Source organism: Siminovitchia sp. FSL H7-0308 (assembly GCF_037980985.1).
GTDB classification, from domain to species: Bacteria; Bacillota; Bacilli; order Bacillales; family Bacillaceae_C; genus Siminovitchia; species Siminovitchia thermophila.
In genome coordinates, this window is the sequence record NZ_CP150282.1 from 1,383,900 (window position 1) to 1,396,948 (window position 13,049).

Sequence of the window (13,049 nt, forward strand, 5' to 3'; positions counted from 1 at the left end):
CAATTCTGGCCGATAAAACGATCTATAGTAGAGATCATGTTTGGGGGGATAATGGTGTCCATCAAAGGTCTTAATCATTTGTTATTTTCTGTTTCTGATCTGGAAAGAGCGATTACGTTTTACCAAAATGTATTTAACGCCCGATTGCTTGTTAAGGGCAGAACGACAGCCTACTTTGATTTGAACGGCATGTGGCTTGCGTTAAATGAAGAAAAAGATATACCCCGCAATGAAATAAGCAAATCTTATACACATATCGCTTTTTCCATTGATGAAACGGAATTTGAAAAAATGTATAAGAAACTGCAAAAGTTGCATGTCAACATATTACCAAGCCGTCCAAGGGATGAAAGGGATAAAAAGTCGATCTATTTTACCGACCCTGATGGACATAAATTTGAGTTTCACACTGGTACGCTGCAAGATAGATTGGATTATTATCGTGAAACCAAATCACATATGACGTTTTTTGAATAAGCGAGATCGAAAAAGCCGGCTCTCCCTTTACGGGGCAGCCGGCTTATTTTATAAAGTGAAACTTCATTCAGTAGGCGTTTTCTACCATCTCCTACTGACTGTTAGTTGAGCGAATCGGGCATGTAGGTGCCGTTTTCTCCCGCTTAGACCTTTTAACTCAAGTCTTGAAGTGGTGTATATGGCACCTTACATGCGGGATAAAAGGGAGATGATGAACCCGCCCGCAGCACCGGTAAAGACGACCAGCCATGGCGGCCATTTCCAATAAACAAGCATACTGAATAAGATGGCGGCGAGAGAAAAGTCCAATGGCGATGAAATGGAGCTGGTCCAGATCGGATGATAGAGCGCGGCAATTAAAATGCCGACAACTGAAGCGTTCACTCCCATAAGGGCACTCGCCACTTTCGGGTTACCACGCAGAACATCCCAAAAAGGGAGAACGCCTAAAATGAGCAGAAAAGCAGGCAAAAAAATGGCCGCTGTTCCCAACAATCCCCCTGGCCACCCACCAACCACAGTGCCAATATAGGCGGCAAAAGTAAAGAGGGGGCCCGGCACAGCCTGTGCCACTCCGTATCCGGCCAAAAATTGCTGCTCGTTCAACCAGCCGCCGGGAACAAATTCACGTTCCAATAACGGCAAAACAACATGTCCCCCGCCAAATACGAGGGAACCAGAACGGTAAAAGCTGTCAAAAAGAGCAATCCAATCGGCAGTGCTCCACCCTCTTAACAGCGGTAGCAGGACAAGCAATCCAAAGAAAAGGGATAAACATATAAATCCAGTAGTTCGGGAAACGGGGAATTTGCTTGTGACCGCTTTTTCCAATTCTGTTTTTTGACCGTACAAGATCAATCCGATGATGCCTGCCGCCAGGATGACACCTACTTGTGTATAGGTGGCGGGCCATACAAGCGTCACGATAAGTGCAAATAAGGCAATCGATTTTCTTTTCGCATCCGGAGTCAAGCTTTTGGCCATCCCCATAATCGCATGGGCGACAACGGCTACGGCCACGATTTTGAGACCCCTGATCCAACCGGTCTCGTCTACTTGAAATGTATGTAAAAGGGAAGCGAAAATCATGAGCACGATAACGGAGGGAAGCGTAAAGCCGATAAAAGAAACGATTCCGCCCAAGATACCGCCACGCATGACCCCAATTCCAATGCCAACTTGACTGCTGGCAGGTCCGGGTAAAAATTGGCACAAGGCAACCAAATCCGCATAACTTTTTTCGTCCATCCACTTTCTTCTGCGAACGTACTCTTCATGAAAATAACCTAGATGAGCAACTGGACCGCCAAAAGAAGTGAGCCCTAACCTTGTGGAAACGAGTAAAATTTCCCACAGTCGTTTTAACAGATGCTGATTCATGTAAACCACCTTCTTTCAGCTAAAGAAAAAACATCGGTAGGATGAAGCATGGTCAATTCGGTGTTCGAAATGTGATGGGTTGACATTGAAAACCTCCAAATCGTTACTTTTTAAAAGTATTATAGCATCGGGAAGGAGCCCTGATGTTTAAGAAAATACATTTTTACAAAAACGTAACAACCGCTTGTTGATGAAAAGAGGGGAAAATGCCCTCTTTCAGCGTTTCTGAAATGACAAGTTCAACAGTCTTCCTTATCATAACATTTCAAAAACGGATAAACATTCCTTTTCTTATTTTCGGCCATCTGAAACGTGGGACATGCTTGACCATCGCTTTAAAAATGATTCCCCATGGGTGCTCTGATAAACTGCCAACTGGAATAGCACTGTTTATGCGCATATTTCTCTTTAAGTGTTTCAGTTGGGGGACGGTAAATATTCCTCTTGTTCTATAAATTGTCCAGCTGTTCTTTTTTTTATTTCGGCATAGTGAATCGTTATCCGTAAACTTTTTGGGCCCGGTCCACCTGGTAATATCGCCCCCTGTTTGCTCATAGGAATCAATTAAAGAGGAAAAGAATAAGCAGAAAAAAGCAGCAACGACCATATAGTAAGCAATGATATAATACGATTTTGTTAGTAGTGCATGATCCTTACTAAGATAAGAAATGAGCCTCCAAACCTAGAAATTGTTTTGGAGGCCCTCATTGTCTATTATATTTCAAATTCTACGAGATCTCGTTTATCTTCATTCCATACCCCTGGAGGAACAGCTAAATAAATCTTTTCATTTGAATGAAGAATGTTCTTGGGAACAACAAATTTTAAAACATAATCTGTTTCACTATCTTTTTGTATTAACTCTCTACTTGCATAAGTCACATAGATTCCTTTATTTAATTGGAATTCACTCATCATAAGTCTGTCATCTGAACTTCCATTATTTTCAACATTCAGTTCAACTGCCAAAATAGTATCCGAATCTTCCATATAAAATGTAGGATCCATTTCTTTTTGTAACTTTATTTCCTCTTCCGTCATTTCATAAGCCTTCTTCACCATGATGGTAAATTCTTTTACTTGAAAGGGTTCTTTTAATGGGTGAAGAGTATCCTTAAATGCAAAAGCATTTGTATTCACTTGAGAAATTCGGATGATACTAGTCGCTATAACAACAAGCAGCATGATTAATAAAAGTATTTTTTTATTCATGTAGACGGCCCCCTAATGTACCATTGAGCTTTGTTTAGACAAAGCCCCATTCTCCATTTCATATATCTCATCTGATAAATGGAGAATTTCTTGATCATTATGGCTTGCAATCAAAATCGTTTTACCTCGCTCTTTTAATTGGAACATTAGATTTTGGAACATTTTACAACCAGATCGATCTAAAGCATTGGTTGGTTCATCAAAGATAAGCAGATCCGGGTCTTCCATAATGGCTTGCGCTATTCCCAGACGTTGTTTCATCCCTAATGAATATTTCTTTGTTTTAATATCCGCACTTTCTTTCAAACCAACTAGATCAAGCACATTATAAATATCTGAACTTGTAATTTTATGATGGATAGAGGCTAGATACTCTAAGTTTTTAAATCCGGTATATTGTGGAATAAACCCAGGATTTTCCAAAATTATTCCAGTGTTTTTAGGAAAGGAAATATCCTTGCCAACTTTTTCACCATTGATATGTATTTGGCCTTCCGTTAATTTTATAAAGCCGCAAATAGCGCGAAATAGCATGGTTTTCCCAGAGCCGTTGTGGCCTACAAAACCATAGATCTTCCCTTTTTCTAAACTTAGATTTATGTTATTTAGTATTTTCTTTTTGTGAATTACTTTTGTGGCATTTTCTATTACAAGGTAGTTCACCATAAATTCCTTCTTTCCTATTTTCTATAAAGCAAATCCACTTTTTTATAGTAATGGCTCCCTAGCAATATTAACACTGTGGTGAGTAATAGATGGAAGGTAAATCCTAACATAAATTGAAGTTCACCATCCATAATGGAATAGGCTAAAACATCTGAAATATGCCCCGGGAAAAAGAATGTATTAAAATATAAATTTACAACACATAGAATGACAACTAGAATAATCCCTAGCATAGGTGTGAACATAATCGATAATATAGCTTGCAGCATCAGTAATGTGAAAGTTCCCACTAGGAAAGAAACAGTGAGACCAAGCAGATGATCGGAAAGTTCTATATAAATTATTTGACTTTCAGACCAAGTTGAAACATGAAAGAAAAAACCCATTATTTCTACGAAAACAAAAATAAGCAAGTAATACAGTAAGGTAATTACTGCCAATATAAAAACTTTTGAAAACCATAATAATCTCCTGCTTCTAATACGCAATAATATAAACGGGCCTGATTGGAATAGATCTTCATAAACGTATGTTCCTACTAAAAAGATGGGTAATAATTGAATGGTCAGCCAATTAATATTTGATGTAAGAGGGTTGCCTCCATCGGCCGGGACTTGCAGCATACCATACACGATATCCAATAAAGTTCCATTCTCGCTATTTACAAAGAGTACACCCAGCAACAAAAATAAAACAATTGATATAAAAATGAGCCGGAATTTAATATAGTTCCACAGCGTCCAACATTCTCGGATGATCACCTTTTTAAAAAGCTCCATATCGATTACCTTTCTTACTTGTAAATAAAAAATCATGACGATTCATCAGCTTTTTACCGATAAATGAAAAACATAAGATGACACTAAAGGTGATTAAAGCATTGCCCAAAATAGAAAAAGGGTTCAAAAAACCCAATTTATCTAACATCAGGTAAGGAGATAATATGCCAAGTTGGCTGGAATAACTATCTATCATGATAATAACCACAAGCAAGACAAATACCAATGGTGTGTTTTTTATCAAAAGCTTCATAACTGCAAAAACAAAGCCAATACAACACAATCCTAATGTCATATAGACTACATAAATCAATAGGACACTAGGGCTTGTATATAGAAAGGATTGAACGGATAAATGTGAGCTGTTTTCAGCTAAAATTGCGGCGAGTTCCCCAGAAGGATCTTGCCAATGGTTTACAAAGCTTTTGATCATCAATCCGCCTAAGATATAGGTCGCCGTTACACTCAGAAAAGAAAAAATAAAGGCTGATAATCCAAAAGCTAACATTTCATTATTCCATAGGGAACTGCGGCTATGTATGCGAATTAAAACAAACTCACTCTTGATCACATTAAAGCTATTTGCAAAGAATAAATAACCTGGAATCATAATAAGGGAAATTGTATCTCCTTGCATCATATCAGCTACCAAATCAAGGGGACCAACCTTTGATATTTGTCCAGTTTGTTTATACGATTGAATAAACAGATAGGTGCGCCAAATAAGAATAATGAATATGAAAACAATCAACCATATTCTTATTTTCTTATTTTATTTATTTGCTTGAATCATCCACTTAAACGAATTCATTTTTACACTTTCCTATCATAATGGTTAAACATAAAATGATTGACACAATAAGTTGAAATAAAATCACAGATAATGAGATCGTTGTGTATCCTTGTGCCGGCGTCAAAAATCCAAATGGAGACCATTCTGGATACCCAAAAAGCGAAAGGATCACCCATAAGCCATAGTAGACGCAAAACGGCATTAACAGAACAAGATATTTATTATTTGTAAATAAGGATGTTAAAAAACCAATCCATGCATATACCCCGCCATACATAAATCCAAATAATAAAAAGATAAGCCAATAGAGAAGGGGAGTATGGATAAACAATGAAGCAAATAAATCTCCATATTCAACTAGAGAGATTTGCAAAAATATATCGGGACTATCAGCCGGATAGAACATCAATAACCCCCACATTTCAATAACCAAAGGAAAAGCAAAAGCAAGCCCGCCAAGTATAAAGGAAAGAGTGATCTTTACTGTAAAATAATTCTTTTTAGACACTCTTGACCTTGTAATATAATAGATACCCGATCTATCATCTTCCCCAAATAAATCGGAGCCAGCCAAAGCCACCATAATAGGAAATAATAAGTAATATAGTTGGGTTAACATATAGTTATCATCAAACCCGGTTGCAAACATATAAGCACTGCCGCTGCCATAAGCAATAAAGCGATCAACGAAAATTTGATGGATCATCACTATGACAAAACCTATTATAATTGCACCAATAAATGATTTGCTACTTAATCCTCTTTTAAACTCTATTTTAAAATATGATCCCATATGTACGGATATCTCCTTAGAAATCAAAACCTCTAAAAAGCTTTCATCTTTTAGAGGTTTTGATGAAATAAATAAACTTATTTAAATACTGTCTGGACTCCAGACTCCGGAAGCTGCTACTTTGACTATCTGAGCTTTTTCAGTTTCACCCGCTAATTTAACATTTACTTTGCCATAATCTTCATATGCATAGTTAGTAATAAATTTTGCTTGACCTTGTTTAACCGTAACTTTTTTCGCTCTCACACTGGCACCATTGGACTTCACAATCCATGCTTTCATTTTGCCTTTCCCAATTGAGTTAAGCTTTACATAGGCGGAAGTAGCATCCCTTTTTTCCCTCGCTTTAGAATAAGAGTTTCTTTTTATTGGTTTTAAAGTAAAACTAAACTTCTTGTCTTTATAATTCCCGGCTGCTTCAACGTCCGAGGTATTAATCCCCACACCTACTGTAAAGCAAAGAGCAGCAACAATTGGAACGATTAATTTTTTTCTCATTTTCTCTTTCCTCCTAAAAATGCTTTTCCATATACAGTATTTTCTCTAAAAATCAATAGGTATCAAAATTCTATTTTATTAACAATATATGTTCGTAGTTCAGGAATTCATTGAATCTCCTCATCACCTATTAAATAAGCTTCTTTCAACAAATATTTCATACGACAGCAACTCTCTTGTTTAACGCCCCCTTTTTTTTAATAGCTAGCCTCTATCCATGGCTATCTCAACCAGTTCTGTTTGGTAAAATCAATATGACCTCCTTCTCATATGTAAAATGTGATTCCCAATACATTATAATTCACTTTTTCACGAATTTACCGCAAAACCACATTGTGGGTTTCCACAAAACCCGTTGCGGTTTTCAGTAAGGGTAGTTTGAATTAGGAGAAATTCAGCTAATATCTCTTGCGCTTTAACGACTTCTGTTTCTTCAAACGGTTAGATTATGCAAGAGCTTGAGAATAGTCTAATCTCGCTTTTTTAATATTTGCTATCTGAATCCTGGAACATGCTCGACCAATGTTTCAAATCTGAATCTCTATTATTTTGATAAAATTGGAACCAGTATTGTTTGAAGACCCATCCTTATTCACTTATGGGTATGAAAAGCCATCAACAAATAAACCCGCCTATTGTTTAACAAAGGAAGGAAAATAAGGCAAAAAGAAAGAAAGGCAGAACAATCCGCCTTTCTAGACATTACATATTTAGCATATGACATGAAGATTATTAAAAAAGGACAGACTTATCCCGTTTACTCTGTGTACACAAAACAGAGCCTTTGAACTACTGGTTCAAAGTAGGGAAACGAAATCTTAAAGAATGCGTCCTTTTTGTCATCAAACACTTTATCTCTTTTAGAAAAGAACGCCAGGTAAAAATGTAACAAGGGTGGTACTTCGGCGCGCTCAAGCAAAGCTGTTAGGTCGGAAAAAGAGCGGCGTATTCGTGTTAAACGACTTTCTATAAAACCTGTGATCACTAAGAGGCTTTGAACCGTTGTACGGGAAGTGGGGAGTGGCCCATCTTCCAGAAAGTGACGGCAGCCCGCAAGCGAACAATCAGGCGGAGGAGAATGATTGTCCGCCTGATCGATTGAGCGTACCAAACTGAATGTCTAGTTGACGAGCTTGCTTTTGCTTTGCCAATATTCTTTTCGCAAATTCACTTTTAGAATTTTTCCCGAAGCAGTCTTGGGTAATTCTTTTACGAAACTGACAGATGTAGGCGCTTTAAAATGGGCAAGCCTTTCTCTGGCGAAGGTAATGATTTCGGTTTCCGTTACGGTTTGGCCATCGCGAACAACGACAATAGCATGTGGGGTTTCGCCCCATTTTTCATGAGGAATCGCAATGACGGCAGCCTCAACAATTGCTGGATGTTCATATAAAACTCCTTCCACTTCTATGGAAGAAATATTTTCGCCTCCGCTGATGATGACATCTTTTTTCCGATCGACAATTTCAATATTGCCGTTATAATCGACAATGCCCATGTCACCAGTATGAAACCAACCGTTTTTGATGACGGCATTCGTAGCTTCTTCATTTTTCCAATAACCTTCCATCACACCGTTCGTTCTGACGATGATTTCGCCGATTTCCATGCCGTTATGTTTCACTTCTTCACCTTGCTCATTCACCACTTTCACATCAGTGCACATCATTTGGTAACCGGCTTTGGATTTCATTCGATATTGAACTTCTTTTGGCTCATCCAAATGTTGAGCACGAATGATGGAGGTGGTGAGCAAGGGCGATGTTTCCGTCAATCCGTAGACATGGATAAATTCCCAGCCCAAGTCTTCCTCAACGCGGGTGACAAACGAAGGCGGCGGGGCTGACCCGGCAATGACAACCCTTACATCTTGTCCGATCTCCACTTTATTTTCATCATAATAATGCAGAAGAGAGTTTAGTACCGTGGGCGCCATATGCATCACATTCACGCCATGCTTTTGCAATTTTTCGTAAATGACGTCCGGTCGTGTCTTTCTTAACATCACTTGAGTAGCTCCGTTTGCTGTGTAATAAAATGGTGATCCCCATCCATTAACATGGAACATGGGCAATACGTGGAGCAATACGTCTCGGTCACTTACCCGCAAATGATGCATGACTTGAAGGGCATGTATGTAATTGCTGCGATGGGTGAGCATAACACCTTTTGGATTGCCGGTCGTTCCGCTCGTGTACAGAAGGCTGGCGATGTCTTTTTCATCTATATCTTCACGTGGAAACGGCTCTGCCGGAAATTGGCCGACCCACTCATCATAATCTAGATCATTTTCTTCGAGTTTGATCTTGTTGCCGCCATGGACAATAATTTGTTCCAGATTCAGTTGACTACGGACCGAACCGATGAGCCCATACAACTCCCAGTCAACAAATAATACCTTGCTTTCACTATGGTTTAAAATAAACAAATAATCATCCGGCTTAAGCCGAATGTTCAGGGGGACGGTAATCGCACCAAGTTGGAACACACCATAGAAGCCTTCGAGCATTTCCAGGGTGTTTGGTGCAAGGTAGGCAACCTTGTCGCCCTTTTCCACACCCAGATCTTTTAGCCCGTGAGAAAGGCGGTTTATCCTTTCATTCAACTCGGAGTAAGTGAAAACCCGTTCATCATCAATCACTGCTGTTTTACTGCCATATAGTTTTACGGCGCGGTCTAAAAATTGTGTTAAAAGTAGCGGAACATACACGATGAAGCCCTCCCAATTCAACAAATTTTCAAATATATTGGTATTATAGCACATATTTAATATTTTCAACTTGTTATATAACATTTTTTCAAACAATTCGATCAGTAAAAATCCGGTGATATACATATTTACGAGAGAGCTCTATCGTTTATAATAAATGATGTATCGCATTTTTGTGTGAGCTGGACACCATGTTTCTCCCTGAAGACTTTACAGCAAAAATGAAACGGCTTTTAAAGGATGATGAATATCATCAGTTTATGAATAGCTATAATGAGTCAAAGACTCATGGGCTGCGTGACAACACTCTAAAGGTGGAAATTGATCATTTTTTCCAGAGCAGCCCGTTTCATTTGGAGAGAATCCCCTGGGTTGAAAGCGGGTTTTATTATGTCCCGGAAGACCGCCCCGCGCTGGAAAAAATAAAGATATTGCCAGGAGGCTTATGATGGAAAAGATAGTTGCGAAATTGCGGCCCTATATAGTAGCGAATAAAGAAGAAAGCCTGGTTGCAAAACCTACAGAATATGATCAAAACACATACAAATTAATATTTGTGGACAGTCAACAAGTTGCGGGTGAGGTCGTATTGACTGAAGACGGATGTTTAAAAATGTTTTCGGAATTTGATTTTGAAGAAGAGGACATTCCGGAAGCATCTATGTCTAAGGAAGAGATTCGGAAGCTTATTGAGAGATTTTCGCATGATTTTTTTCCTGAATCCTTCTCACTCTTACATTTGTCCTCGATCTTCGACCTTGACATTTTTTACTTATTTGATTATGTCCGTAAAGATGAACGATTTGGACTTGAACTGCCTAATTCGGGTATATCATTTTCGGTTTATAAAAATGGCGTCATCATGGATATGGTAAATGAAATGGATGAATTCTTGATCGTTTATCCCGATCGAGTGCTGTCAGAAGAGGTTGCGCGTGAACGGTTTTTAACCAATATTCAACCATTATTAAAGATCATGCGCTTTGACGAAAAAGTTTATGTGGATGGTGACGGGGAATTTAAGCTTGTTTATGACTTTCTTCATACAACGGGAATTGATGTGAAGATGGATGGCAACCAAACGACATTGGCTGATTTTGGCGATGTTTGTTTTCCATTTCAATCCCTCCCGCAAATGCCACCAGTACAATCCTCGATATATGCCATGGCAGGCGTTGAAACGATGGATAAAATAACAGAAAGTGATACGCCTGAAGGGAAATTGGAAGTATGGAGCGATTTTCCCAAGGAGCATTTTTTACGAGAATATGAGTTTGATGAGTTAATGGATCTTGATACAGTGGTAGAAGGCGCGGTAAAGCTTATAACTGATTCTAACGGCATGCTTAAACAAATGATCACAAGCGATAGAGAAAATGGTGTGAGGATTACGGAAGAGGAAGCTTTTCAATCTGCTCTCAAGCTTTTGTACAGCCAATATCCGGATGCGCAACATATGTTTAAACTCAGGGGGGAGGATCATGTCCTGATTGAATTCGACGAGGAAGGTGAAGAGTTGCCGCCGCATGCGTATTGTTTTACTTTTGATCGTTTTGAAAAAGATGTTCAGGTAGAAGGGGAGTATCTTACCATTATTGTGAGCGCATATTCGGGAAAGTTATGCGAATGGTTTGCGACGGATTATCTACATGATCGTTTCACCCACTTAGTTGAAAACATTCCCGATCATTTTGGCAAGGCCTTACAACGATATCAGGATTCTTTTGTGATGAAGCTGAATTGGACAAAGGAGGAGGTCGATGAAGAAGGGAAGCCTCATTACGAATTAGTATACATGCCCGAATTTAAAGGAACAGGCGGGCATGTTCATTGTGTAGAAGTAGCAGCGTTGAAGCCATGGATTGTCAATGTTACCGGATTGGAGGAGTTTCGATAAGCATTAAACTGCGATACAATGAACATATCATTTTACTGAAGGGTATCGGATAATATGGAAATACCAATTTTATATGAGGACAACCATCTGCTTGTTGTGGAGAAGCCGGTGAATGTCCCTGTACAGGAAGATGCAAGCGGGGATCCGGATGTATTGTCACTTTTAAAAAAAGATCTTAAAATTCGTTATCAAAAACCGGGAAATGTCTATCTTGGCTTGGTTCATCGACTAGACCGGCCTGTAGGGGGCGTGATGGTGTTTGCCAAGACGTCGAAGTCCGCATCCAGGCTGGCGGATTCCTTGCGAAAGAATGAGATAGAGAGAAAGTATATAGCTGTTGTCCGGGGAACTCCCCGAAAAAAAGCGGCATTATTGGAACATTATTTATCCAAAAACAACCGCAAGAACGTCGTTCAAACGGTCTCTCAGGATCATAAAAGCGGCAAGAAAGCCGTGTTGGAATATCAAACGGTGGCCCAGCGGGACAAATTAAGCCTATTGTCTGTCAAGCTCCACACGGGCCGCTCCCATCAGATTCGCGTCCAGCTTTCCGCTTCAGGCTTTCCCCTTTATGGAGATCAGAAATATGGGTCGCAGGTGAACAGGCCGGGACAGCAAATTGCTTTATGGGCTTATTCCTTGAAATTTGTACATCCCGTAAAAAAAGAAGTGATGCGGTTAGAGAGCTTTCCTCCTCACACATATCCGTGGACTGTGTGGGGATCTATTCAAGACATGTTGCAAATGGAGAAATGACATGGAAAAACAAACAGTGTTTATTACCGGTTCCGCCAGCGGGTTTGGAATGCTCGCGGCTGTTGAACTGGCAAAACGGGGATGCCAAGTCATCGCATCCATGAGAAATTTGGAGAAAGCGGAGAAGCTGAAAAGTTTATGCAGCATGCATCAAATGGAAGACCGGGTAAACATCGTTCAATTGGACGTAACCCGTCCGAATGGCTTTCCTGATTTATTGAACGATCTGCCCCCTGTTGACATTCTTATTAATAACGCGGGTTTTGCAATGGGGGGATTTTGCGAGGAAGTGAGTTTGGAAGAATACAAAGAGCAATTTGAAACGAATTTTTTTGGTCTCATTGCCGTTACCCAAGCCTTTCTTCCAGCGATGAGAGCTCGGAAGAAGGGAACCATCATCAATATAAGCAGCATTTCGGGTAAAGTCGGTTTTCCGGGGCTTTCACCGTATGTGGCATCCAAGCATGCATTAGAAGGATGGACAGAATGTTTGCGCATGGAGGTAAAGCCGTTTGGCATTGATGTGTTCCTGATTGAACCAGGATCATTCAAAACCTCGATCTGGTCAACGGGTAAAACAATTGCCCGAAATTCGCTAGTGGAATCGTCGCCTTATTCATTTTTTAAGAAGGCGATTTTACATGAACTGGAAAAAGGGGAAGCCAAGTATGAAGATCCGCAAATCGTCGCTTCTCTCATTGCCGATCTTTGTATGAGCAAGGAGGCCGGCAGGCTTAGGTATCCTGTCGGCAAAGGGGTAAAAACGACTCTCTTTTTAAAAAACATGATTCCGTGGAAAAAGTGGGAACAGATTTTCCTGAAAAAATTGTTGGGGAAATAGGGCAGGGACACAACACGGTAAAAATGAAATGAACCGCATGGAATCAAGGTTAGAACCTGGTGGTTACCCCTTGATTTCACGCGGTTTTATTCTCACGATTTGTACGAATATGAATCAGCTTTCAACTTATGTTCCAGCCCCTCCTTTTCTATCCGGGTATTTTCGCGGGGGATCGGGCCGGCCAGACAAGAAAAAACTCCGGAAATGCCACAACCGCAATGTTTTCAAGGATAAATCACTAAGGAGC

Annotated in this window: 13 protein-coding genes; 5 read left to right on the plus strand and 8 right to left on the minus strand. The window is 39.8% G+C overall.

Annotation, left to right across the window (positions count from 1 at the left end; all coding sequences use genetic code 11):
• Positions 1 to 54 precede the first annotated feature (54 nt).
• Positions 55 to 477: a FosM family fosfomycin resistance protein gene (gene fosM / locus MHB50_RS06450; RefSeq protein ID WP_077110458.1), complete on the plus strand. Its 423-nt coding sequence runs from the start codon at positions 55 to 57 to the stop codon at positions 475 to 477.
• A gap of 186 nt (positions 478 to 663) precedes the next feature.
• Here fosM and MHB50_RS06455 read toward each other — a convergent pair whose 3' ends face one another.
• The 8 genes from MHB50_RS06455 to MHB50_RS06490 all read right to left on the minus strand — a co-directional run bounded on the left by MHB50_RS06455 (position 664) and on the right by MHB50_RS06490 (position 9,308).
• Complete coding sequence (locus tag MHB50_RS06455; RefSeq protein WP_077110460.1) at positions 664 to 1,857, minus strand: chromate transporter; 1,194 nt, start codon at positions 1,855 to 1,857, stop codon at positions 664 to 666.
• A gap of 714 nt (positions 1,858 to 2,571) precedes the next feature.
• A complete protein-coding gene (locus MHB50_RS06460; protein WP_077110462.1) occupies positions 2,572 to 3,069 on the minus strand; it encodes a hypothetical protein in 498 nt (165 codons plus the stop codon).
• A 12-nt stretch (positions 3,070 to 3,081) separates the two neighbouring features.
• A complete protein-coding gene (locus MHB50_RS06465) occupies positions 3,082 to 3,732 on the minus strand; it encodes an ATP-binding cassette domain-containing protein (RefSeq protein ID WP_139345588.1) in 651 nt (216 codons plus the stop codon).
• A 17-nt stretch (positions 3,733 to 3,749) separates the two neighbouring features.
• The gene (locus MHB50_RS06470; RefSeq protein WP_171973843.1) at positions 3,750 to 4,550 is read right to left on the minus strand and encodes a hypothetical protein; all 801 of its coding nucleotides are present in this window, start codon (positions 4,548 to 4,550) and stop codon (positions 3,750 to 3,752) included.
• Entirely contained in the window at positions 4,501 to 5,166 is a 666-nt protein-coding gene (locus MHB50_RS06475) for a hypothetical protein (protein WP_339162740.1), read from the minus strand. Before MHB50_RS06475 ends, MHB50_RS06470 begins: the two co-directional genes overlap by 50 nt.
• Before the next feature lie 145 nt (positions 5,167 to 5,311).
• Complete coding sequence (locus tag MHB50_RS06480; RefSeq protein WP_339162742.1) at positions 5,312 to 6,100, minus strand: hypothetical protein; 789 nt, start codon at positions 6,098 to 6,100, stop codon at positions 5,312 to 5,314.
• An 81-nt stretch (positions 6,101 to 6,181) separates the two neighbouring features.
• The gene (locus MHB50_RS06485) at positions 6,182 to 6,598 is read right to left on the minus strand and encodes a DUF2712 domain-containing protein (RefSeq protein ID WP_077110471.1); all 417 of its coding nucleotides are present in this window, start codon (positions 6,596 to 6,598) and stop codon (positions 6,182 to 6,184) included.
• Positions 6,599 to 7,718: 1,120 nt separating this feature from the next.
• Positions 7,719 to 9,308 (minus strand): long-chain-fatty-acid--CoA ligase, encoded by a 1,590-nt coding sequence (locus MHB50_RS06490; RefSeq protein WP_077110710.1) that lies wholly within the window; start codon positions 9,306 to 9,308, stop codon positions 7,719 to 7,721.
• Positions 9,309 to 9,499: 191 nt separating this feature from the next.
• Between MHB50_RS06490 and MHB50_RS06495 the strand changes: the two genes are divergently transcribed.
• Genes MHB50_RS06495 through MHB50_RS06510 form a run of 4 tightly spaced genes read left to right on the plus strand, consistent with a single transcriptional unit; the run spans position 9,500 to position 12,802 of the window.
• Positions 9,500 to 9,757 (plus strand): hypothetical protein, encoded by a 258-nt coding sequence (locus MHB50_RS06495; protein ID WP_077110473.1) that lies wholly within the window; start codon positions 9,500 to 9,502, stop codon positions 9,755 to 9,757.
• The gene (locus MHB50_RS06500; RefSeq protein WP_205179936.1) at positions 9,754 to 11,205 is read left to right on the plus strand and encodes a hypothetical protein; all 1,452 of its coding nucleotides are present in this window, start codon (positions 9,754 to 9,756) and stop codon (positions 11,203 to 11,205) included. Before MHB50_RS06495 ends, MHB50_RS06500 begins: the two co-directional genes overlap by 4 nt.
• Before the next feature lie 54 nt (positions 11,206 to 11,259).
• On the plus strand, positions 11,260 to 11,961 hold the full coding sequence (locus MHB50_RS06505; RefSeq protein ID WP_077110477.1) for an RluA family pseudouridine synthase: 702 nt from the start codon (positions 11,260 to 11,262) through the stop codon (positions 11,959 to 11,961).
• Between the two features lies 1 nt (position 11,962).
• The gene (locus tag MHB50_RS06510) at positions 11,963 to 12,802 is read left to right on the plus strand and encodes an SDR family oxidoreductase (RefSeq protein ID WP_077110479.1); all 840 of its coding nucleotides are present in this window, start codon (positions 11,963 to 11,965) and stop codon (positions 12,800 to 12,802) included.
• Positions 12,803 to 13,049: the final 247 nt, after the last annotated feature.